Source organism: Niallia circulans (genome assembly GCF_003726095.1).
GTDB classification, from domain to species: Bacteria; Bacillota; Bacilli; order Bacillales; family Cytobacillaceae; genus Niallia; species Niallia circulans_A.
The window spans coordinates 339,140-362,858 of the sequence record NZ_CP026031.1; the positions used below are offsets into that span (position 1 = coordinate 339,140).

Annotated in this window: 24 protein-coding genes and 1 pseudogene; 21 read left to right on the forward strand and 4 right to left on the reverse strand. The window is 36.2% G+C overall.

Features of this window, described 5'->3' with window-relative positions; translation table 11 throughout:
• Positions 1-11 precede the first annotated feature (11 nt).
• Positions 12-1,592 carry an acyl CoA:acetate/3-ketoacid CoA transferase gene (locus C2I06_RS01510; RefSeq protein WP_123257328.1) on the reverse strand — a complete coding sequence of 527 codons (1,581 nt, stop codon included), beginning with the start codon at positions 1,590-1,592 and terminating at the stop codon, positions 12-14.
• A 490-nt stretch (positions 1,593-2,082) separates the two neighbouring features.
• Here C2I06_RS01510 and C2I06_RS24800 point away from each other — a divergent pair, with 490 nt between their 5' ends.
• Positions 2,083-2,226, forward strand: coding sequence for a hypothetical protein (locus C2I06_RS24800; RefSeq protein WP_164463598.1), 144 nt, complete (start codon positions 2,083-2,085; stop codon positions 2,224-2,226).
• Between the two features lie 64 nt (positions 2,227-2,290).
• Here C2I06_RS24800 and C2I06_RS01515 read toward each other — a convergent pair whose 3' ends face one another.
• Positions 2,291-2,668, reverse strand: coding sequence for an SLAP domain-containing protein (locus tag C2I06_RS01515; RefSeq protein ID WP_123257329.1), 378 nt, complete (start codon positions 2,666-2,668; stop codon positions 2,291-2,293).
• A gap of 469 nt (positions 2,669-3,137) precedes the next feature.
• Between C2I06_RS01515 and C2I06_RS01525 the strand changes: the two genes are divergently transcribed.
• The 6 genes from C2I06_RS01525 (at position 3,138) to C2I06_RS01550 (ending at position 8,071) form a co-directional block, all read left to right on the forward strand.
• Positions 3,138-3,764 carry a metal-dependent hydrolase gene (locus tag C2I06_RS01525; protein ID WP_123257331.1) on the forward strand — a complete coding sequence of 209 codons (627 nt, stop codon included), beginning with the start codon at positions 3,138-3,140 and terminating at the stop codon, positions 3,762-3,764.
• A 179-nt stretch (positions 3,765-3,943) separates the two neighbouring features.
• Positions 3,944-5,047 (forward strand): DUF4236 domain-containing protein, encoded by a 1,104-nt coding sequence (locus C2I06_RS01530; RefSeq protein WP_123257332.1) that lies wholly within the window; start codon positions 3,944-3,946, stop codon positions 5,045-5,047.
• Between the two features lie 154 nt (positions 5,048-5,201).
• A complete protein-coding gene (locus C2I06_RS01535) occupies positions 5,202-6,398 on the forward strand; it encodes a GTP-binding protein (RefSeq protein WP_123257333.1) in 1,197 nt (398 codons plus the stop codon).
• 129 nt (positions 6,399-6,527) lie between these two features.
• On the forward strand, positions 6,528-6,797 hold the full coding sequence (rpsN, locus tag C2I06_RS01540) for a 30S ribosomal protein S14 (RefSeq protein ID WP_095332269.1): 270 nt from the start codon (positions 6,528-6,530) through the stop codon (positions 6,795-6,797).
• Between the two features lie 26 nt (positions 6,798-6,823).
• Entirely contained in the window at positions 6,824-7,075 is a 252-nt protein-coding gene (locus tag C2I06_RS01545) for a type B 50S ribosomal protein L31 (RefSeq protein WP_047941460.1), read from the forward strand.
• A gap of 105 nt (positions 7,076-7,180) precedes the next feature.
• Positions 7,181-8,071, forward strand: a complete 891-nt coding sequence (locus C2I06_RS01550; protein WP_123257334.1) for a fructose bisphosphate aldolase — start codon at positions 7,181-7,183, stop codon at positions 8,069-8,071.
• A 117-nt stretch (positions 8,072-8,188) separates the two neighbouring features.
• Here C2I06_RS01550 and C2I06_RS01555 read toward each other — a convergent pair whose 3' ends face one another.
• Together C2I06_RS01555 and C2I06_RS01560 are read right to left on the reverse strand one after the other, a co-directional pair.
• On the reverse strand, positions 8,189-9,436 hold the full coding sequence (locus C2I06_RS01555; protein ID WP_123257335.1) for a DUF438 domain-containing protein: 1,248 nt from the start codon (positions 9,434-9,436) through the stop codon (positions 8,189-8,191).
• Positions 9,429-9,677, reverse strand: coding sequence for a DUF1858 domain-containing protein (locus C2I06_RS01560; RefSeq protein ID WP_123257336.1), 249 nt, complete (start codon positions 9,675-9,677; stop codon positions 9,429-9,431). Before C2I06_RS01560 ends, C2I06_RS01555 begins: the two co-directional genes overlap by 8 nt.
• A 323-nt stretch (positions 9,678-10,000) precedes the next feature.
• Here C2I06_RS01560 and C2I06_RS01565 point away from each other — a divergent pair, with 323 nt between their 5' ends.
• The 14 genes and pseudogenes from C2I06_RS01565 (at position 10,001) to C2I06_RS01625 (ending at position 23,690) form a co-directional block, all read left to right on the forward strand.
• A complete protein-coding gene (locus tag C2I06_RS01565) occupies positions 10,001-10,450 on the forward strand; it encodes a PTS sugar transporter subunit IIA (RefSeq protein WP_249928268.1) in 450 nt (149 codons plus the stop codon).
• A 15-nt stretch (positions 10,451-10,465) separates the two neighbouring features.
• Complete coding sequence (locus tag C2I06_RS01570) at positions 10,466-10,753, forward strand: PTS sugar transporter subunit IIB (protein ID WP_095332275.1); 288 nt, start codon at positions 10,466-10,468, stop codon at positions 10,751-10,753.
• Between the two features lie 20 nt (positions 10,754-10,773).
• On the forward strand, positions 10,774-12,036 hold the full coding sequence (locus tag C2I06_RS01575; RefSeq protein ID WP_235844517.1) for a PTS ascorbate transporter subunit IIC: 1,263 nt from the start codon (positions 10,774-10,776) through the stop codon (positions 12,034-12,036).
• A gap of 52 nt (positions 12,037-12,088) precedes the next feature.
• A complete protein-coding gene (locus C2I06_RS01580) occupies positions 12,089-12,676 on the forward strand; it encodes an SIS domain-containing protein (RefSeq protein WP_123257338.1) in 588 nt (195 codons plus the stop codon).
• 79 nt (positions 12,677-12,755) lie between these two features.
• Entirely contained in the window at positions 12,756-13,682 is a 927-nt protein-coding gene (gene dapA / locus C2I06_RS01585; protein ID WP_095332279.1) for a 4-hydroxy-tetrahydrodipicolinate synthase, read from the forward strand.
• Entirely contained in the window at positions 13,669-14,304 is a 636-nt protein-coding gene (locus tag C2I06_RS01590) for a beta/alpha barrel domain-containing protein (RefSeq protein ID WP_095332281.1), read from the forward strand. The genes dapA and C2I06_RS01590 overlap by 14 nt, the downstream gene beginning before the upstream one ends.
• A gap of 106 nt (positions 14,305-14,410) precedes the next feature.
• Positions 14,411-16,492 (forward strand): BglG family transcription antiterminator, encoded by a 2,082-nt coding sequence (locus C2I06_RS01595; RefSeq protein ID WP_123257339.1) that lies wholly within the window; start codon positions 14,411-14,413, stop codon positions 16,490-16,492.
• A gap of 259 nt (positions 16,493-16,751) precedes the next feature.
• A pseudogene (locus tag C2I06_RS25400) lies at positions 16,752-16,865 on the forward strand (hypothetical protein); the annotation flags it as partial.
• A 338-nt stretch (positions 16,866-17,203) separates the two neighbouring features.
• Entirely contained in the window at positions 17,204-18,082 is an 879-nt protein-coding gene (locus C2I06_RS01600) for an AraC family transcriptional regulator (RefSeq protein ID WP_235850320.1), read from the forward strand.
• 298 nt (positions 18,083-18,380) lie between these two features.
• Complete coding sequence (locus tag C2I06_RS01605) at positions 18,381-19,310, forward strand: carbohydrate ABC transporter permease (RefSeq protein WP_217279861.1); 930 nt, start codon at positions 18,381-18,383, stop codon at positions 19,308-19,310.
• A gap of 19 nt (positions 19,311-19,329) precedes the next feature.
• On the forward strand, positions 19,330-20,184 hold the full coding sequence (locus tag C2I06_RS01610) for a carbohydrate ABC transporter permease (protein WP_095332285.1): 855 nt from the start codon (positions 19,330-19,332) through the stop codon (positions 20,182-20,184).
• Positions 20,185-20,211: 27 nt separating this feature from the next.
• Positions 20,212-21,579 carry an extracellular solute-binding protein gene (locus C2I06_RS01615; RefSeq protein ID WP_123257340.1) on the forward strand — a complete coding sequence of 456 codons (1,368 nt, stop codon included), beginning with the start codon at positions 20,212-20,214 and terminating at the stop codon, positions 21,577-21,579.
• Between the two features lie 110 nt (positions 21,580-21,689).
• Positions 21,690-22,727, forward strand: coding sequence for a Gfo/Idh/MocA family protein (locus C2I06_RS01620; RefSeq protein ID WP_123257341.1), 1,038 nt, complete (start codon positions 21,690-21,692; stop codon positions 22,725-22,727).
• Between the two features lie 204 nt (positions 22,728-22,931).
• The gene (locus C2I06_RS01625; RefSeq protein WP_095332291.1) at positions 22,932-23,690 is read left to right on the forward strand and encodes a sugar phosphate isomerase/epimerase family protein; all 759 of its coding nucleotides are present in this window, start codon (positions 22,932-22,934) and stop codon (positions 23,688-23,690) included.
• Positions 23,691-23,719 lie beyond the last annotated feature (29 nt).

Consider the following 23,719-nt stretch of genomic DNA (forward strand, 5'->3'; position numbering starts at 1 on the left):
AGCTAATCCTCCTATATAGTCCTAACTAGCTGTTTTTGATTTAAAATGGAATGTAATTCCCCCCAATGTTCTAAGAACATTTCCTTATCCATTTCTTTTAATTCTGGAGAAATGACAGGAGTAAATTCCATTTGATGGAGGATATTTCTTTCTAAATCCACTCCTGGAGCAATTTCAGTTAACGTCACTTTTCCATCTATTAACTCGAAAACAGCTCGTTCTGTCACATATAAGACAGGTTGATTAGTCTGTGCAGCATACCAACCGCTAAAAGTTACTTGTTGTACTTTCTTTATGAATTTTTTCACTTTGCCTTCTTGAAGAATTTTTAGTTTTCCATCATTAATTGCAATTTTTAATCCAGCTGCAGTAAATGTTCCAGCAAAGACAAGTTTTTTTGCTGATTGTGAAATATTGATAAAACCTCCACAGCCTGCTACTCTAGTACCAAATTTACTTACGTTGACATTACCAAATTCATCTGTTTGAGCTAATCCAAGTACAGAAAGGTCAATACCTCCTCCATCATAGAAATCAAATTGAGCATCATGGTCAAGAATTGCTTCAGAATTGTAGGCATGGCCAAAGTCTTTAAGACCAGCTGGAATGCCTCCAATTGAGCCCGCTTCCGTTGTTAATGTCAGTAGTTCACTTACACCTTCTTCGGCTGCAATAGTAGAAACGCAGACAGGAATGCCAACTCCAAGGTTTAAGATAGAGTTTGGCGTTAATTCTTTGGCAGAACGTCTCGCGATGATCTTTCTCTCATCTAATGGAATAGACTCGATATTTTTAACTGGAACTTTAATGTGGCCAGAAAATGCTGGGTTATAGTAAGTATTTTCGGTTTGAAAGTGATTTTCTGGTTTGGATACAACGATATAATCTACTAAAATACCAGGAACTTTAATATCTTTTGGATTTAATGTACCATTTTTGGCGATGGATTCTACTTGAGCAATAACAATCCCCCCAGAGTTGCGGACTGCTTGTGCTATCGGTAATACCTCCATATGAAGTCCTTCTTTTTCTAAGGTAAGATTGCCATTTTCATCAGCTACTGTTCCTCTAATTAAGCCAACTTGTATGGGAAATGCTTTGTAGTACAGCCATTCTTCTCCTTCTAAATCAATTACTTTTACGATTTCTTCTTTTGTTGAAAGAGACATTTTCCCACCTTCTAAACGTGGGTCAACAAATGTTCCTAAGCCAACTTTGGTAATAACCCCAGGGCGTTTAGCGGCAATTTCACGATATAATTGTGTAATGACACCTTGAGGCAAATTATATGCTTCACATTTGTCTTCCTCAATTAATTTGGCAAGTCCTGGAGAAGCAGAGGCAATTCCGCCAATCCATCTCTTTATTAGTCCCTGATAGGCTAGATGACTCATCCCTTTATCTTTACGGTTTCCTACAGCACTAGCATGAATTACCGTTAAATCTCTTGGATGACCATTTTGGAGAAAGGCTTCTTCTATTGCAATTCCCATTTCTTCTGCCCAGCATGATAATCCAAACCCGCTGGCTGCGATTGTATCATTATCCTTTATCAATAGAGCTGCATGTTTAGATGAAATTACTTTAGACATGTTAAACACTCCCTTGTGATTTAATTCACATAATCAGCTGAATTTATTTGTGAATATTTTCACTAAGATAATATAACGTTGGATGAAATGAGTCAATAAAGGGTAGGAAAGCGAAAAAGAGAAGAAAAAAGTGTAGCATTTTTGCCGTTTATTTTCCATGATTATGGAGCTAGCTGGATAGAAAAAGGGAATGATAACAAAGTAGAGGGAGGGGGAAGTAGCAAGGTGTGCTGATTTCATCGTCAAGAGAAGTGTTGTCTATAAGCAACAATAGGAGAACTAAAGGATTAGGAAATAAAAGTAATGGGAGTTTCCTAGGTTGTTTTCCAGCATGAGGTTTATGAAATTAGAGAGTTTTATATAAATAAAAAAATTATAAAAAAAGATAAAAATGAAAATGAGCAATAATGCTACACTTAAAGGTACGTATATCGTGCTCCTTTATGAACAAAATAAAACAATAAATAGATAAAATCACATTTTAAAGGATGTGCAAAAAATAGTTACAAGTGAAGTGCTTCAACCTATTCAACAATATAGTAAACCATTTAAGAATATAGAAGATTTACGAGATTTAATTAAAGCTGCAAGTAAAGCAAAATATGTATTATTAGGAGAAGCTACCCATGGATAACAAAAATGGAGGCTAACGATTTAGTGTTAACCTCCATTTCGTATGAATGATTATAGTTTAGCACCTAGCTGAACTTTATTGTTCCATTCTTAAAAGAAGTTGTCATTTGATAAGAACCTTTAGGGAAAATAAATGTCCAAGGCATACTTGTATGGGCTGGGATAACAAAATCCGGAAGGGTGAAAGTTCTTTCAGCAATGATATCTCCGTTAATAGAATAAGCCAATTTAGTATCATGGAATGACAGTGGACTATCTGTGAAATTATGAACCAATACAGACACAAGCAATGCCTCTTTATGATTAATTGCTTCACGGATCGGAGAGAAAAGGATGTTTAAACTTGTTAAATCCTTAGTTTCTTGGAATATATTTTCTATATTTATTCGATCCTGAGGTGCTAATTGTTTATCCCAGGAAGCTTCAAATTGTAATTGCTGCATATCAACAAAACCACCTTTTGAAGTGAGTGTAACATAAGTGAATAAAAGAATCTATTAATGCTGACTTACACACTATTTATTTTTTCTAGACAGTAAATTTAGGATGAAATCTAAACCGAAAGCAACTAGCAATCCTGACCAAAAAATGATGGTTGTGCTAAAAGGCTCCTTCTGGAAAAACAGGGAACTAGTATAGTTGACAAATAACAATAATAAATAGACGTAGAACCCGGCTATTGTCCCTTTTCGCCAATTAGCTTCTTCACTGTTAGACATTTTTCTGAAAAACATTTCTTATACACCTACTTTAATTTTCTTGGTTACCATTATTTTACCATGAAGATTAACTAGTTTTTAGATTAATAGCATTATCTATTTTTTGTAAACGAAATTAAGTCTAAACAGAACAAATGTTTTGGTGTAGAATAGTAATGTTGCAAAATTATTAAATGTTAGAGGGGTAATCAACTTGAATGGAACATCACATGCTGTAATTGGATCAGCGACTGGATTTATTGTTGCTCATACGGTGCAATCCACACCATCAGAGACACTCTTGCTTGTTTCTATAGGAGCAGTGTCTGGATTAATTCCCGATCTTGATATTGATGGAAAACTTAGAGGAAAAATTACTTTGCCTCATCAAATGATTCAGCTATCTGCCCAAGTCATCGGAATAATGATGATTCTATATAGCTTCTTTGATAGAACAGCGTTAGAGAGGTGGATGGGTGTCGGAATCGGTATACTGATTTTATTTATCGCATCTTTGATTAAACAAAAACATATGCTTACAATCACGGGTATTGCTGTACTCATGGGGGGGATATCTTTAGAAGAGCGCTGGATTATTCTGCTAGGAATTTATATCATGATTGCATCTTTTACTTCCCATCGAAGTTATACACACTCCATCTTAGGCGTGATCTTTTTTGGAATTATTGCAGCTGATTTAGAGACTTCGCTCGGTATTAATGGATTGTTTTACACTTGTATAGGCGGATACATAAGTCATCTACTAGCTGATTTAAAAATACTGCCAGTTAATAAGCGCGGTGTTAAACTGTTCTTACCTTTATCATCAAAGGAATTTTAATTAGTTGATAGTTATCTATCTTTATACATAACTAGAAGTTAGATAGGAAGAATCCCCTATTCAGGCGTGAGGAGGATTCTTTCTATTGGAAGCATAAATCATCAACATTGTCTAATCAGGTATAATCGAAGTTTTCGCGGGATTAGGTTATAATATGGAAAAAAAGAGGGGCGTTAAGAATGGGATATGGTTTTCGCAAGAGTTTTAAAATAGCTCCTGGTGTTCGTGTAAATGTGGGCAAAAAAAGTGTAGGAATAAGCGCTGGTGTAAAAGGACTAAGATACAGTGTGAACTCACGAACAGGCAGTAGAGTAACAGCAAGTATTCCGGGGACAGGATTATCCTATAGTACCTCAGGATCAGGAAGTAGAAGTAGAAAATCGCCTGCCTATCAAAGACAAACTGATATAAATAGAAGACAACGAGAGATAGCAAAGCTAAATGAATTAGAGCAAGCAAAGCTTGCGGTGGAGGCATATGAAAATACGATCGAGCGTATCCATAGCATTCATATAGAAGCAGATGATTCTATTAATTGGATTAAAGTGAGAGGTTCAGAACCACCTTATCAACTTCCAAGTGGAGAAATGGGAGAAAAGGAAAAAGCGGCATTGCAGAAGCTGCAAAATTATAAACCAAGCCTTTTTTCTAAACTCTTCAATCGAGAAGCTGCGGAACAGAAGCTGCGAGAAGAAGTGATAGCAGCAAGCGAACAGGATAAACAAGAATATCTTGCCTGGGAGCGAGACGTACAGGTTGCTACAAAGGTGTTAGAAGGGGATATAGATACATATTTTCAAGTTATCGAGGAATTTGCTCCATTAGATGACTTAACGGAATTTGGAAGCGGGTTTGAATTTGGCTGCGAGGACCCGAAAGTAATGGAAATTGAATTTGAAGTAAATACAGAGGATGTTGTTTCGAAAGAACACTTATCTTTAACGAAAACAGGGAAACTTTCTAAAAAACAAATGCCGAAGGGAAGGTACTTTGATATTCAACAAGATTACGTATGCAGCTGTGTAATCCGAATTGCCCGTGATATGTTTGCTTTATTACCCTTACATACGGTCTATATCCATGCAGTCGATAATCGTTTAAATACCGCAACCGGATATATAGAGAAAATCGCCATTCTATCTGTCAAATTAGAAAGAGGCAAACTAAATAGATTAAATTTTGCTAATATCGACTGCTCCGATGCTTTAGAAGCTTTCAAACACAAAATGCATTTCAAAAAGACTAAAGGCTTTGAACCAGTCGCTCGATTAGCGATAAATTAAGAGAATCAGAGGAGACAATTCTAATGAGGTCAATTTTAATGCAAGGAACTCAGAAGAACGTTTCCTTGCTACCCTTGCATTTTTTTATTAATGAGTTTATTATATAAATCGTAATCATTACGATTTATAAGAAAATAATAACGGGAGTGGAAAAATGAAAAAAATACCAGTTACAGTGTTAAGTGGCTATTTAGGGGCAGGGAAGACGACTTTACTGAATCATATATTACATAATCGAGATGGGTTGAAGGTTGCAGTAATTGTAAATGATATGAGTGAAGTGAATATTGATAGTGAATTAGTGCAAACGGTAGGCGGCTTTTCCCGAACAGAAGAGAAGCTTGTGGAAATGTCGAATGGCTGCATTTGCTGTACATTGCGTGAAGATTTGCTTGTTGAAGTGGAAAGGCTGGCGATAGAAGGGGATGTTGATTATATTTTAATTGAATCCTCGGGTATTAGTGAGCCTATCCCGGTTGCCCAGACTTTTTCTTATATTGACGAAGAGATGGAGATTGACCTAACAAAGTTTTGCAAGCTGGATACAATGGTAACGGTCGTAGATGCAAATCGCTTTTGGCAGGATTATGAGTCAGGAGACTCTCTGCTCAATCGAAAAGAGGCAGTTGGAGAAGAGGATGACAGAAATATCGCTGATTTATTAATCGATCAAATTGAATTTTGCGATGTTCTCATCTTGAATAAATGTGATTTAGTAAAAGCGGAGGATTTGGACAAATTAGAGAAGGTAATTAGAACATTACAGCCAGTTGCTAGAATTATTCGCACAGTGAACTGCGCGATCGATCCGCACGAAATACTAGATACGAATCTATTTGACTTTGACCGGGCTAGTGAATCGGCAGGCTGGCTCAGAGAGTTAAATTTGGGTCCGAGCATGCATACTCCAGAAACAGAGGAATATGGAATTAGCTCGTTTGTTTATTCTAGTAAAAAGCCATTTCATTCAGAACGTTTCAATGATTGGTGCCATTCTATGCCACTCTCTATTGTACGGGCGAAAGGGATAGCATGGTGTGCGACGAGGAATGACTTAGCATTATTATTATCGCAGGCAGGTCCTTCCGTAAGTATTGAGCCAATTTCTTACTGGGTTGCAGCACTTCCAGAAGTTAGGCAAGAGGAAATTTTGAAGGTCAATCCTAGTTTGCGCGGAAATTGGGACCCTCAATTTGGAGACAGACATACAAAACTTGTATTAATCGGAATGGATTTAAATGTAGAGCTTATAAAAAAGGAACTGGATGAATGTTTATTAACAGAAGAAGAGTTTCTTGGAGAGTGGCAGCAGTTGAGAGATCCATTTTATTGGCAGCTATCAGCAAGATGATTTCGCAGAAGCAGAAAACTTGCAAATCGTAATCATTTCGTTTTAATATATAAGAAGAGTATAAAGTAAATAATTTTTGATTAGGTAAATCGTAATGATGACGATTTGTGGAAAAGGAGGAAAAACAGCTTGGCAAAAAAATCAAAGGTAGTAAAAGAAAGAAAAAGAAGAGAAATAGTAGAGAAATACGCTGAAATTCGCAGAGAGTTGAAGGAGAGGGGCGATTTTGAAGCATTAAGAAAACTGCCGAGAGATTCCTCACCTACTAGGTTAAAAAATAGATGTGAAGTTACAGGAAGGCCGAGAGGTTATTTAAGAAAATTCAAAATGTCTAGGATTGCATTTAGAGAGTATGCGCATAAAGGACAAATACCTGGTGTGAAAAAATCTAGCTGGTAATAAGAAAAATTGGAGGAATGATTAGTATGAAAAAAGGAATACATCCAAATTATCAAGAAGTTGTTTTTATGGATGTTAATAGCGGATTCCAATTTTTATCTGGATCCACTAAACAATCAAAAGAAGAAATTGTTTGGAAAGATGGAAAAACCTACCCGCTTCTAAAAGTAGAAATCAGTTCTGATACACATCCTTTTTATACTGGACGTCAAAAATTCTCCGATCGTGGTGGTAGAGTGGAACGCTTTTATGAAAAATATAAACAAAAAAAGTCATAATAAAAGAGGTGTGTTTTTCGTTTTCTTTTCTAATGAAATGTTTTAACTCCCTTGCGAATGTGAATAATTTAAGTAGAACGTGCAATTGAAAAGGAGGATAAAAATATGAACAGCCAATTAGAGAGAATGAAAACGAAAAAAGGGTTCATTGCTGCATTAGACCAAAGTGGTGGCAGTACGCCAAAAGCGCTGCTTCATTACGGAGTGCCAGAAAGTGCTTATACGAATGACGAGGAAATGTTTGATTTGGTACACAAAATGCGGACAAGGATTATTACTTCCCCAGCATTTAATTCTGAATATATTCTTGGAGCAATCTTATTTGAACAAACGATGGATAGCAAGATTGAAGGTATGTATACGGCGGATTATTTAGCACAGAAAAAAGACATCCTTCCCTTTTTAAAAATTGATAAAGGATTAGCAGATCAAGCAAATGGAGTTCAGCTAATGAAGCCAATTCCAGATTTGGATGAAATTTTGCGACGTGCCAATGAACGCAATATTTTTGGAACAAAAATGCGTTCTGTTATTAAGGAAGCTAATCGAGATGGAATTAAAGAAGTTGTGGAACAACAGTTTGAAATAGGAAAACAAATAATAGCAGCAGGCTTAGTACCAATTATCGAACCGGAAGTAGATATTTATAGCCAGGATAGAGAACAGTCTGAGGCTATTTTGAAAGAAGAATTGTTAAAGCATCTCGATGACCTAAACGAAAATGAAAATGTCATGTTAAAGCTATCGATTCCTGCTATTGCGAATACTTATAAAGAATTAACCACCCATCCACGAGTAGTTCGAGTAGTTGCCCTTTCAGGAGGATATAGCAGAGAAGAAGCAAATCAAAAATTAAAAGAAAATGACAATATAATCGCAAGCTTCTCTAGAGCTCTAAGCGAAGAACTAAACGTCAATCAATCAGAGGAAGAATTCAATCAAAGCTTAAAAGAAGCCGTAACCTCTATTTACGAAGCTTCCACCGTCAAGAAATAACAGAAACATTTTTAATTGTAATGCCGTTTTAATAAGGAAAAACCGAATATTAGAAGATGAGAAAAAGAAATTTTAAATGGAAAGGCTCTGATACTGTTTATCAGAGCCTTTATATGATTAATCAAGAATTCTTTTTTCTCCGTCTATCGCTTGGATAGGTTGTATATTCTGCGTGAACTCCAGTGTTCCCATATATTCGCTTTGTTCATTTCTTACAGCAAAGTACCGTATATATACATATTTATCTTTGAATTTAATCCAAAAGTCTTCACTATCTTTTTTTCCTGATTTAAAGTCATTTAATAACTTTTCTACTACATGCACGCTTTTAGGTGGATGACAGTTTTGGACAGTTCGTCCAATGACAGCTTTTGTTCGGGCAAAAATTCTTTCTTTTCCATGAGAAAAATAACGCACCACATCATCTTTATCAATAAAGGTAATATCCACTGGCAAATGATTCAGCATCAGCTCAAGCTGTTTGACAGATAAAATTCCAGTTTCAAAATGAATCAATCCACTTTCGATCTTATCTAAAGCAGAGCTCTCTTGCATAGATACTCGCTTTGGAATCCACTTTTCGACCGGTTTGATCAAACAATAGCCAATTTCCTCGCTTTCCGCTGCAATTTTTATCCATTCATCTTCGGTTAATGTGCTTAGGGCCATTGGAAAGAGAATATTCTCTTCTTTAAAAATCATTTCAGTAGCTTCTTGAATGATAAAGTAAATATTATTCAGAATGTCTTGTTTTTCCCCATGATAGTCTTCCAATTGTTGCTTGGCTAATTTGATAGCTGCACGAATTCGATCATCTACTCCCCACATTACCTGGGTTGGTCCATATATACCGTATTTTTCAAGAAAGGGGAATAGTAAATTTTCTTTGCGGCTATAGTGTTTATCGATTTCTACTAATAATTGTATATCTTCTGAAAGTTTTTGGAGATTTTTGGGAGAATCTTCTTTTTCAAATCGTTCATAATGAAGCTGAAGCTTGAAATTCACCAACAAATCAATTTCCTTATTTTCCAGTTTAAAAGTATGGATGGGATGTCCTGCTTCTTCTTCTGCTTTTTGTGAAGTGGAGGCATGAATATCATCAATAGATCCTTTGAATACTGCTGTGTGCACAGAACATAATCGTTGTACCTCTTCAACTGGGATACCTTCCTCTTCCATTAATGCTTGTTCAAGCTGTGATATTTCCGATACCGATATATTACCAACTGCTTTTTCAAATTGAGCTTTTACTTCTTCCACGGACCTGCCAGCATGTAAATCTTTCATAATTTCTTTTAAAAGCTGCTGGCGCTCAGATGCAGCTTTTTTTAATTCTGTTCGATTGTTAATTAATTCACTCATATGTGTCCCTTCTCTCTTCTATAATTGTAAATCCATGATCTATACAAGTTTGCTTTACTGTGTTCATTGATATTTTTCTCATGCGACACCCTTTTGGAATCGTCATTATTCGTCCGGCAGTTTGCATCATCCGAGGATCTGTAATCTTTTCAAAGCCAAGATCTTTTAAAACGCTGACTAATTCTGGATAAGTAGTGGTTAGTTCCAAGATGGTTAGATTTAAATCTAATACTTTAGCCAATCGATAACACCTCTTTTGCTGATAATAATTCTCAATGGAAGTATAACAAAATAACCAAAACAAAAATGTGATGGAAATCACACTTTAAAAATAAGGGATAAACAATAGTACACTTACAGGAGCCATTTTATTTAGGTTCATGATTTGTTTCAGTTGCCAACAAAATAAGAACTCAATGATCGTTGAAGAAGAAAGCGCTACAAACTACAATTTAATTAAAGGTGATCACCTTAAAAAATAAAGACATGGAGGATGTATATCTTAAAAGAGAGTTAATACAAAAAGGCTGAAAATGAAAAAAGGAAGCTGCTTTAAAGGAGGTAGTGATATTGTTAAGCAATATCTTAGAAGAAGAATTTATCCAATTAAATGTGAGGGTGGATAATTGGGAGGAAGCAATTAGAAAAGGTACACTACCTCTCGTAATGAAAAACAAAATAACAAAAGAATATGTCAATAAAATAATCGAAATTGCTAAAACAATAGGACCATATATTGTCATTACTAAGCATGTAGCTTTACCACATGCTCCTGCAGAATTTGGGGCAAAGGAAACAGCAATTGGGATTACTACTTTAGAATATCCTGTTAGGTTTGGAAATGAAGCAAATGATCCTGTTAAGTACTTGTTCTGCTTAAGTGCTACAGATAGTAATAGTCATTTGGAAGCATTGGCAGAATTGGTAAAACTCTTGGAAAATGAGGAGTTTTTTCAGCTGTTAGATACAAGCAGTAGTCCGAAAGAGATATTTTCATATATTAGTAAAATTTAAAAGGGAGAGATTTCTATGTATAAAGCATTAGTAGCGTGTCGAGCAGGTGTAGGTTCAAGTTTGATGCTAAAGATAAAGGTAAATGAGGTTGTGAAAGAAAATAAACTGCCTATCCAAGTCGAACACTCCTCATTGGATGGAGTGGCTGGGTTTGATGGCGAAATATTAATCACACTTGTCGATGTTGCACAGGAATTGAGTAATAAAGGAATAAAGCAGCATATTATTGGTATTGCAAATATTGTAGATAAAAAAGAAATTCTTGAAAAATTAAATGCATTTTTACAGCAAACGGAAATTTGAATAGAAGGAGCTGTTAGTAAATGATGCAATTCATAATTAGTTTATTTAGTAATCCTGCAATTATTCTAGCATTAGTTGCATTGATTGGATTGCTGGCACAAAAAAAGGCAATGACAGAAGTAATGACTGGCACCTTTAAAACACTGATTGGGTTTTTGATCTTTGGAATAGGTGCTAGTACGATGACAGCTGCATTGAAAAACTTTAATGTCTTATTCCAAGATGGTTTTGATTTAACTGGAGTTGTCGCATCTCCAGAAGCCGCAACAGCCCTTGCACAATCTGAGTATGGGTTTGTTGTATCCTGCACATTGATTTTAGGGTTTGTAATGAATCTAGTTTTTGCAAGAATAACTCCTATGAAGAATATTTTTTTTACAGGAGGGCATAGTTTATTCTTTGCATGTGTACTGTCGCTCATTATTAAATCGTATGGGTATTCAAATACTATTTCAATCCTTGTTGGCGGGGTTATTTTAGGTTTTTGTTCAGCCGCTTTACCGCAATTATGTCAGCCTTTTATGCGGAAAATTACAGGCAGCAATGCTACTGCTATAGGGCATTTTAATATGTTAGGCTATGCTTTATCAGGCAGTATTGGAATGTTATTCAGCAAACATCAAGAGAAAAGCACGGAATCAATTAAATTTCCTGCTTGGTTATCCTTTTTTAGAGATTTTCTGATGGGAATGGCTGTTATCATGTTGATTCTTTTCTATGTCTCTGCTCTAAAGGCGGGAAAAGATGTTACACAAGAATTAGCTGGTACAACCCACTGGCTAGTCTTCCCTTTAATCCAAGCATTTATGTTCACAGCAGGGATGTCGATTTTAATGACAGGAGTACGTATGTTTTTGGCCGAAATTACAGCAGCTTTTGTGTCTATCTCGGAGAAATTTATCCCAAATTCGCGTCCGGCTCTAGATGTTCCAACTGTCTTCCCATTTGCGCCAACAGCAGTAATTGTTGGTTTCCTGTCTGCGTATGTAGCTGGACTTTTGGCAGTATTTATTATGGTGTTTTTTGATTTCCCAGTTGTTATTATACCTGCTGCTCATATTGCTTTCTTCTCAGGAGGAACGGCTGCGGTTTTTGGTAACTCAACAGGGGGCTGGAGAGGAGCAGTTGCAGGATCATTTGTTGTTGGCTTATTACTAGCCCTCTTACCAACAGTTCTTTATCCGGTATTTGCTGGTATGAACATTGAAGGGTCAACTTTTCCAAATATTGACTACAATATTACTGGTATGCTTCTCAATAAATTCTTAAGCTTTTTCCACTAAGTTTTAGTTAAGTTATGGGGAAAAAGAAATCAAGAGGAAAGGAAAAGAAGAAATGAGTGAGGCGAAGAACTATTTAGAAGCGATACAAGCAGAGATGAATCAATTAATCAATCATATTTCCATAGCTAATCTAGAAGAAGCAAAGTCCTGTATTATTAATGCTGGAAAAAAAGGAAAACGATTACATCTCACTGGTATTGGAAAACCTAGCTATGTTGCCCGTTATAGTGCATCTTTATTATCCTCTACCGGAACTCCAGCCTACTTTTTAGATGGAACAGAAGCAATTCATGGCTCGTCGGGTCAAGTAGTGGAAGGAGATGTCGTAATTGCCATTTCCAATAGTGGAGAGACAGAGGAATTAAAAAAGACGATTCACACTTTAAGAGAAAATGGGGCAATTATCATTTCCCTTACAGGGAATCTGCAGTCCTCGATTGCTCGGCAAAGCGACTTTGCAATTTTTGCAGGTGTATCAAAGGAGGGGGATGGTCTTAATAAGCCTCCTAGAGCTTCTGTTGTTGCTGAACTGCTTGTACTGCAAACCTTATCAGTATTACTTCAAAATGAGATAGGCTTGGATGCACAAACTTATGTAAAGTGGCATCCAGGTGGAACCCTTGGACAATCCATTAAATAATAGGGAATTTTAAAAGGCTATAGAGGAAGAAACTTTTTCTATAGCCAGCAAAATAAATACTTTAACAGAGGTGAAGATAATGAGGCCTAGTGGAATCATCACGGCAATGGTTACCCCTTTCGATCAGGAGCAAAAGATAGATATACAAGCAACACGTAATCTAGTAAATCGCTTAATCCGTTCAAAGGTGGCTGGATTATTTATTTTAGGTACGAATGGAGAATTTCATGTTTTATCAAGAGAGGAAAAAGTCGAATTTGCCTCACTTGTCATTAATGAAACAAATAAACGCGTTCCCATTTTTGTAGGAACTGGGGGGAATAACACAGCAGAAGTCATTTCTCTATCAAAAGAAATGGAGAAGCTGGGAGCAGATGCACTTTCTGTCATTACGCCATATTTTCTGTCGTTAACAGAAGATGAATTATATCATCATTATAAAAAAATTGCTGAATCGGTAAGTACTCCAATATTACTTTATAATATTCCGAAAAATACTGGTATTCACTTAAGCCCGCCATTAGTAGCACGACTGGCTAAGGTGGATAATATAGTAGGAATTAAAGATAGCAGCGGGGACATTGAAAATATTAAAAACTATATTAGCGTGACAAAAGAAGAGGCTTTTTCTGTTTTATCTGGGTCTGATTCTTTAATTTTAAAAGCTTTAGATGAAGGAGCGACAGGAGCAATTGCCGCAACTTCGAACTTATTAACATATATAGATGTTTCTATTTATAAGCATTGGCAAAAGGGAGAAAGACAGGAAGCGGAAGAAGCACAGCAAAGTTTAGAGGAGCTGCGTCGAGTATTAAAACTCGGTTCCACCCCTTCTATCTTAAAAAAGGCAATGGAGCTTGCGCAGATTCCAGTTGGGCCAGCTAGGTATCCAATCTTAGAACCAAAAAGTGATGTAATCGAAGAAATTAACTCGGTAATAGCAGCATATCTACAAAAATATCATCAATTATCGTATGAAGGGGCTGCTATTCATGTACAAAAATAACATTCTTAATAGAATCGAAAATACAGCAATTATGGCAATTGTAAGGGTAGAAACATTAGAACGTGCCTATGAAATTGCAGATGGATGCTTAGCTGGAGGAGTAGATGTATTAGAAATTAGCTACACATTACCAAATGCGGGGGAAATTATAAAGGGGTTAAATGAGAAATATGGTGCTCGTTTACTAGTAGGGGCTGGTACAGTCTTAGATACAGAAACAGCAAGATTAGCGATATTAGCTGGAGCGAAATTTATCATTGCACCAAATTACAAAGAAGAAGTTAGTAGAATATGCAATCGATACCAAGTACCTTATGCTCCAGGCTGTACAACCATTTCGGAGATGGTGGATGCGATGGAATCAGGTGCTTCCATGATTAAAGCATTCCCGATTTCTAATTATTACGGATCCCAGCTTGGAACAGTTTTTAAAACACCGATTCCTTATATGCCTATAATGGCTTCTGGAGGTGTAACGATTGATAATATCATAGAGTGGTTTGAAAATGGAATTGACTGTGTAGGAATCGGTAGTTTGTTAACAAAAGGAACATCATCACAAATTGAACAAAATGCTAGAGAACTTGTAGAAAAATTAAGGGAATATCGAAACAAGAAGTGAAACATAGAGAATAAAGCAAGAGAAATAGTTAATGAGAAATAAGGCAGCAATCATTAGTCTATTTCTCTTCTATTATTAAATGTATCAATAAATGGAGTGAAGTCATTTGCTAGATGAACGATCATACCTCATTATCCAAAAAATTATGGAACGCCCATTTATAGAAAAGCAAAACTTACAAGAACAAACGAAATTAACGCAAAGACAAATTGATTATAGCCTAGAGAAAATAAATAGCTGGTTAGCATCCCATCATAAAAAACCAATCGAAATAAATAGCTACAACCAAATTTCTGTTGACTATGAAACGAGGGAATTATTAATAAATGAGGTATCAAATACTATTCCAGTTGATGAGTATGTGTTAAGTAGTGAGGAACGGATACAATATATGTTTCTTTATCTTTTCATAAACATAGAGTATCTGTCGATAAACCATTTCATTGATGCTTTAAAGGTTGGCAAAACAACAATAATGGGAGATTTAAAAGCTTTAGCTGCAAAATTACAGCATAGGGGAATTTCTTTGGGATACAATCGGAAACAGGGATATCATTTGGTAGGAACCGAGAGCGAGATACGCTATTTAGGATTAAAGTTAATAGTAAAAGAATTAAATACAAATAATAACACCAAATTATTTGGCTATTTTTTACGAGAAAATCATCTTGAAAGCTACGAGCAAATGAAGCAAATTGTATTATTTTATTCGAATAAACATAAGATTCATTTTATCGAGAACAGGTTAACAGAATTTATTTATTCCTTTTTATTTTTAAAGACAAGATTAAAAACGAAGGAATCTGTTAACTTCATCTATGAATGGAAATCGGTTAAATCTACAAAAGAATATCAGTTTGCAGAAGAGCTATTATCATTTTATCATTTGCAGAAGGAAGATAATATTTGCTACTTAACAGCCTGGGTACTAGGTCTAACATTAGGGGAGGCCGATGAATATCGCGAAGATTTTCCACTTATTATGGACTTGGTTGAACATATCCGCATGCGTTTTGAATCTTTTTCCGGCATTCGCTTTGAACATCCAAGAGAAGTATCTAAGCAAATTTTCCGGCATTTCCGATCTGCCTATTATAGATTGCTTTTTCATTTGCCAATCGTTAATCCACTGTATGAGAAGATTATAGAGGAATACAATCATCTATTTACTATCGTGAATGAAACGATGAAGCCGCTTAGCGTGCTATTTAAACATCCTATTCCCGCCGAAGAAGTAGCCTATTTGACGATTCATTTTGCATCCTTATCCAGGAATGAAAAAGAGGGAAAGGTAAATAAAAAAGTAGGTGTGATTGTTTGTCCAAATGGAGTGGGGAGTTCCTCTATTACGCATACCGTTTTAAAGTCTATTTTTCCCGAGTTCACTTTTTTAGCTCCTATCGAAACACAACAGCTGGATAAAATAGACGTTGATTATGATTTGTTATTTTCTACCGTACCAGATATTCGCTTGTTTTATACGAAAAAACCTGTTTTTATTGTAAGTCCTGTTATGGATATAGCAGAAAAATATCGGTTAATAAGAGATGTTTATACAGAGCTGGGGAATTCCTTTTTTAAATTGCCCAGTGTAGAATTAATTACGCAAATTGTGGAGAAGTATGCTGTAGTGAAAGAAAAAGAGCAAATGAAGCGAGAATTATACGAGTACTTTGCAGTAAATGAAAAAGTAGAGCTAAAAAAAGAGCAGGGACCAAATTTAAGTGAAATTATCTCCCCAAATCTTATTCAATTACATGTATTGGCAAAGAATTGGCAAGATGCCATTTCTTTATCTGCCTTACCATTATTACAAGAAAGAAGAATAACAGAAAATTATATTCAAAAAATGATCGAAAATGCTAGGAAAGATGGTCCTTATATGGTCATCATGCCAAATGTCGCGCTTCCCCATGCAAGACCAGCAGATGGCGTAAATCAATTATCCATAAGTATAGCTGTATTGAATGAGCCAGTATACTTTGATAAACATACTAATAAACCGGTTCAATTTGTCTTCTGTTTGGCAGCGATTAATCAGGAATTTCATTTGAATGCACTTTCACAGTTAGTACAATTGCTGGAAAAAGAGGAATTTTATCATATCTTAAAAACAAGTAATACTTCTGAAGAGGTTTTTGATTATATATGCTACCAGGAAGAAAATAATATAAAGCTAGTGCCATAATAAGGGATGAGTGCTAGTAAAACAAGGAAGGCAAGGCACCGATGAAGAGAAGGTGCCCTGCCTTATTGAATTTCTGAATGGAACATAGGTACACCGTAGAACGGTCCACCGGATTACCTTATTGGGTGATGTGCTCTTGGCTGGCTACAACGATTTCGATGTTGTTTTCTTGGGCATATGAGATTTATCAAGACTTAACCAAAAGTTGATAGTGGAATAGTTAAATACAGTTGATATGAATAACTAATAATTGAGTGTTTTGGGAAATGTATTTGAAAAACTAAAAAATTATATTAATGGAGAATGTGTAGAAAGCAAAACGATTACATATAAAGATGTATATTACCCAGCTACTAAAGACATTATCAAACAAGCTCTACGAAGTCGCACTATCTGCGAACTCATGCACTCGTGGATTTGTTTGCCTATATCGATGTTATACTAACAATGTTTTATCGAGATAAATTCACCTACTATTTATCCATCTTTTTGAGAGTAGGAAGATTTTGAAAATTCTATTACTGCTCTTGAAAATAGTTATTTTGTAAGGAATAACCAATAAAATTAAATATAATTTTGTAATTTTAAAAGGTGACTATCATAAGAATAGAGAATAAATAAGAGTAAAATTTTCAGTAAAGATATTAGTTGGGGATGGTGGCAAGTTTATTTTTAAATGAATTGAAAACGCTTTAAATAGGAGGGTTAAGGATGACGGAAAAAATAATCGCACTCTATCGTTTAATGGATAAGGTGGAAACTTATGAAGATTTTAGTTACCACTCTCATGATAGATATGAAATATACTACTTTCATGGGGGAGAATGTAAATATTTAATTGGTGATCGTATTTATCGTTTACAGGAGGATGACTTAATTATTATGAATGGCCTAACATTACATCGAGCCTATCCTGAGCCTGGGGCTTATTATGAGCGCAGTGTGATTGAATTTTCTTCCGAATGGCTGCGGCCACTTTTAAACAATTTAAATGTCCCGGAACTGCTATCGCCATTTAATCAATTGAGCAATACTTTATTTCATATAAAAGATAAAGAACAGTCTGCTGAAGTAAAAGCATTAATAAAGAAATTGGCAGAGAAAGTGAAAAGATCCAAGGAAGAAAACGCAGGCGACGTTCGCTTCCAAGTGGGAGAGTTAACAGCGATGCTGATGCAGCTTTTATTTAAGGTTTATGAGTTAAGTAAGCAGCAGCTTGAACATAATATTCATGCTGAATCTGATAAAAATCTTCATGTCAAAAAAATGATTGAATGGATTGATACGCATTTCTGTGAACCAATCACGTTAGATGATATTGCCCATCATTTAAATATTAGCAAGTATTATATGTCGAGAATTTTTAAAGATGTAACAGGATATACAATTATGCAATATATCATGAGCTGTCGAATAAACCGCGCCAAATATTTACTGGAGATCCATCCAGACAAATCGATTCTTGAAGTATCTCTTGAATCAGGATTTGAAGATTCCTCTCATTTCAGTCGTTTTTTTCGAAAACAAATGAAACTAACTCCTACAGAATACCGTAATAGCAAAGCAATTCGTATGAAAAACACGAATTAAGCTAAATTCTCCCACCATGTCTCTACAGCAACGATTTTTAAATATGATTATTTAAAAGAGCAATAAAAAACAATTTCTTCATCAGATTACACAATTCTATCCACGTTAAAAATAGATAACTTTCATACAATGGAATCAGAAGGGAACATAAACACGTAACCTCGATAAAAGTAATAGTATTGTTTATAGAAATGAGCATGCGAGATATAGTTAGTATCTCGTGTTTATTTCTACAAAATTGAAAGCGTTGTCATATTGTGGTAAAAGTAAAATCGATTCATTAAGGAAAGGAGATTTTATGGAAGACAATCATGTTACGGCTACGGAAACCAGTATGTACATGGAGGCTGCGAAGAAGAAAAAGAAAAGAAGAACGACACAATGGACATGGTATATTTTCTTAATTCCTAGTTTTTTAGGGATTTTGCTGTTTATGGTTTATCCAGTTATCGAATCATTTAGATTAAGTTTTTTTAAATCAAATGGGACAATAGAAAGCTTTACTGGTTTAGATAATTTCCGCACAGTCTTAACATCAGGACCATTTTGGAATGCTGTATGGAACACTTTTTTTATCGGAATATTTCAAGTCCTAATCACCATTCCCTTAGGCTTCATTTTTGCTACCTTAATTAACTCTGTTGGAAAGGGAAAGAATTTCTTTAAAGTCATCTACTTCTTGCCCAATGTTACTTCAATTGTTGCTGCGGCCATGATCTTTCAATTTGTTTTACATCCAGAAATGGGAATTGTTAATTTTGCGTTAGACTCTATGGGTCTGCCGACTCCAGGGTGGTTTTCTGAACCTAGTACTTCTAAATGGGGCGTTATACTGCTAGCTGTTTGGCATTGGATTGGCTTTGTTATCATTATATGTCTTGCTAATCTTCAAGCAATTCCATCAGAAATGTATGAAGCTGCAAAAATTGATGGAGCAAGTGGGGTGCAGCAGTGGCTATTCATTACGATTCCTAATATGACGGGGACATTTGCATTCTTATTAATAACGGGCTGGATTGGAGCTCTGCAACGTTTTAATGAGGTGTATGTAATCGGTGGACCAAATGGAAGCCCTGCTCGTTCCATTCAAACAATGGGAGCCTTTATTTACGAGCGTGGGTTTACCGGTTTTGAATTCGGGATCGCCTCAGCTGCCACATATATTATGTTCATTATTATTTTAATTTTTACGTTTATCAACTTAAAAATATCGAAAATGAAAATCTAATTTAATGGGGAGGGAGACGATGAAAAATACAATCTCCATGAAAAAGCTGGAAAGAATGACAGCCATTATAAAGTATATTGTTCTGTTCGTGTTTGGCATTGTTTTGATGGCGCCATTTGTTTGGATGATCAGCGTAGGGTTTGATCGAACAGCTAATATTGTTATGCCTTTTCCACCGAGGCTAATACCAGAAGCTATTTCATCCTTCAATTATGGGATCGTTTTTGAGAATGGAAGACTTATCCAGGCATATGTTAATTCCGCTATTGTAACTGTAAGTTCTGTCTTTTTAAGTGTATCTGCTTCTTTATTAGCGGGGTATGCATTCTCGAAAGGGAAATTCAAAGGAAAAAGAGTCTTGTTTATCATTGTCCTTTGTACATTAATGATCCCAATGGAACCACGGTTAATCCCTTTATATACTTTTTTTAATCAACTTGGCTTATTAAATACTTTTTGGCCCTTAATTCTTCCATCTGTTATTAGTGGAATGCTTATTTTTCTATGTAAACAGTTTTTCGATCAACTGCCAGATACATTAAGGGAAGCGGCACAAATTGACGGGGCGGGAGAATTTAAAATTTTCTTTCGTGTCTACTTGCCGCTGGCAGGTCCGATAGCAGCAACAATGGTCATTTTATCGTTCATTTGGAGCTGGAATGATTTTATGTGGCCATTAGTTGTTATTAATGATTTGAATTTGCAGACGATTCCGCTTTATTTAGCGAGTTTCTCGCTGGAAAATGGGTCTAGTCTCGGCGGGTTAACGATGGCTCTAGCAACAGTAAGTGTATTACCAATTGTCATTGTGTATTTATTTTTACAAAAATATATTATCCAGAGTATTGCCTTAAGTGGTGTCAAAGGGGAATAGAAGATTCAAAAAAATGGGGGTTGGAAAATGAAAAAGAGGTTATTTTCTAAGACGGCAGCATTTGCTTTGGCATTGATGATGGTAATAAGTGCTGTGCTTGCTGGGTGTAGTTCTAAATCAGGAGGTTCCTCAGGCTCCGATAAGGATGGAGAATGGGCGGGACAGCAAATAACTGTTATGATGATTGGTGATTTTGCGATGGAAGACAAGACAGATCCGATTACGGGTGATTCAGTCAAAGGGGTAAAAGTGCTGAAAGAAGAATTTGAAAAGCAACATCCTGGTGCTACTGTGAAATTTGTTCTGATGCCTTGGGAAGGATACACGGAGAAAACCCAAGCAATGATTACGTCGGGGGAAGCAGATGTGTATCAAATGCCAGGTGTTGCTGATTTTGCTCCACAAGGTGTGTTAGAACCATTGCAGCCATGGATTGATAAAGATCCAGAATTTGATTTAGATATTTTTATCGATAATCAAGTAGAAGGTTGGAAAGCTTTAGGTCCAGATAGTAAGGAGTTAGATATTTTCGGGCTTCCATTTTTAGGAGATGCACGTTTTATCAGCTATGATAAACAGTTATTTGATGAATGGGGAGTAGAATATTTGTCTGAGTATCCAACAATGGAGGAAGTCGCAGAAAAGGCGAAACAAATGACTGGGAAAAATCCGAAAACAGGGGAGCAAAACTATGGGATTTGGTTCCGGGGTGACTGGTCATCAGCCTTCACTTTAGTCGATCTGGCGGAAGGACAAAACGGACAGTGGGGAACTGGATTTGCCTGGGATGAGGTTGAATTTACTTTTAATTCAAAAGAAATGCTGAATGGCTTAAATTGGCTACTAGATATGCAAAATTATGCTCCTAAGGGCATTGTGAGTAACCAAGGCAATGAAAAATGGTTAACAAAAGAAAATAATATTGCGATTATGCTAAACCAGGGACCTGGCGATACGGTAAAATCAGCCTATGCCCAAGGACTTGGGGATCGAATTGCCATTTCGCAAGAGTTCAAGAATGATGATGGGCAAGGCGGATTATTTGCAGGAAGTCCAATCACTATTGCCAAAGACAGCAAGAACAAAGAATTAGCTTGGGAGTGGCTTAAATTTGCCACAAGTGATTTTGTTCAAAAATATGTCTATGAAGAACTTGGTTTAGTACCATCTGTGAAATCAGCAACAGAATGGGATAGTGTGAAAGATCAACCTTTGATGCTCCCTGTGTTTGAAGCAATGTCTACTCCAATGACACCAAGATATCCTTGGGGCTCTTCACAGCCACGCTATATTCTAACATCTGAAATTGAAGCCGCTTTAACAGGAAAAAGAAGTGCAGAAGATGCGCTGGAAAAAGCGCAAAAGGAAAGTACGGAGTGGGTTAAGAACCGCTAGAAGATAGACGCTAATTTGCAGGAATGAGGCAGATGGGATACTAGAAACTAAAAAAAAGAAAAAAAGTGTATCCAGTCTGCCTGTTTTTTATAAAAGGAGGAGCATGTCTAATGTTAAAAATAGCTGTGATTGGTCTCGGCGATATATCAAGTATTCACCTCTCTGCTATTCAAGCAAACCCAACAGCTGAGTTAGTAGCAGTAAGTGATATCGATGAAACACGAAGGGAGAGTGTGCAGGGGGTAAATTTTTATACAGATTACCAAGAAATGCTGGAGAAGGAAACGTTAGATTGTGTACACATTTGTTTACCACATTATCTTCATTATCCAGTGACAAAAGCTTGTGTGGATAAAGGTGTTCATGTCTTGCAAGAAAAGCCACTGGCTTTACACACAGAAGAAGGTCTTGAACTACTAAAACTAGAAGAGGACAACAAACAAGTGAAAATCGCTATTTGTTTTCAAAATCGCTTGAATGAAACGGTTGAAAGACTACGGCAGATTATCGCAGAAAATAAGTATGGAAAAATTGTAGGGATCAAAGGGATCGTCACTTGGGCAAGGTCAAAATCCTATTATGACAATAAGCCGTGGCGCGGGAAATTAGACTTAGCAGGTGGGGGAGTCATGATTAATCAAGCGATTCACACTTTAGATTTAATGCAGCTTTTGGGAGGGGAAATAGCGACAATAAGAGGAACTGTTGACCAACTTCTTGATTATGGCATTGAAACAGAAGATACGGCAGCAGCCAGAATAATTTTCAAAAATGGGATTAACGGGTTCTTTTTTGCTACAAACGCGAATGGAAATAACTCAAGTGTAGAGCTTCAAATCGTCTGCGAAAATCAAAAGTTGACCATTAAGGACAATATGTTAACGATTCTAGATGAAAATGGCAAAAAGATAGTGATAGAAGAAGATACTAAGCTTTATGGCTCTAAGTTCTATTATGGAGCAAGTCATAAAAAACTGATCGATGGCTTTTATGCTTCTATTTTAGAGAATAGACAGGACTATATACATGTCAAAGATGCCTTGCCTTCCTTACAAATGATTGATGCGATCATCCAATCATCCAAGCTGAGGAGGGAAATCAGAATCGATGAAGTCCTTGTTTCCAATCGATGTTTAGGAGATATGTAGTCTTTAGGAGATTATATTTATTTAAGAATGATACCTTCTTTATTTTTGTGCACGATTGAGCAAATCGTCTGCGTTAAGACATTGAAAAAGCAATAGGGGTAAAATAATTGCCAATAATGAACAAGATTAGCTGATGCGTTTCTCATTTTAGCGATTAAGATAGAGGTATCGACTTTTTATTTTACAAAAAAAGGAGCGAGTTCGATGCATAATCAGTTTGCTGCCCAATTGTTTACAGTAAGAGAAGAATTAAAGAGAGGAATTACCCCTGTATTTAAAGAGTTGAAAGAGATGGGGTGGGACGGGGTTCAGCTATCTGCATTACCTGCTGGCTATGATCCGCATGAAGTAGCAAAGGCCTTACAGGAAAATAATCTAGGCACAGCTGGAATACATATCCCGCTTGATCGGTTAGAAAACGATTTAGACCAAGTAGTGGAGGAAGTAAAGCTATATAACACAAAAGACATTGTCTGCCCATTTTTACCAGAGGATGTAAGAAATCAAGACGGGTATGAGCGGGTAAAGGCGCTTTTGAATGAAGTGGCGGAAAAGGCACCAGAATTTCGCATCAGCTATCATAATCATGCCTTTGAATTTGATACAGACATGGATGGGAAATCAGCGCTGGAATATTTATTGGAGCCTACTTCCGATAATAAGATCTTTGCAGAAATTGATGTTTTTTGGGTGAAAAAGGCTGGAAAAGATCCGCTGCAATTTCTTAAACCCTATGCAAATAGAATGCCAATCATTCATTTAAAAGATATGACAAATGATGAAAGACAAACTTTTGCAGAGGTTGGTACAGGGCTGATCGACTTTCCCCCTATTTTAAATTGGTGTAAAAAAGCTGGAGTCGAGTGGTATGCAGTCGAACAAGATATTTGTCCAGGAGATCCGCTGGATAGTCTCCGAATAAGTTTAGAAAATCTTAAACGTTTAACAAGACTTTTGCAGTAAAGCTTTAGAAATGAAAAAGCGAGGTTAGG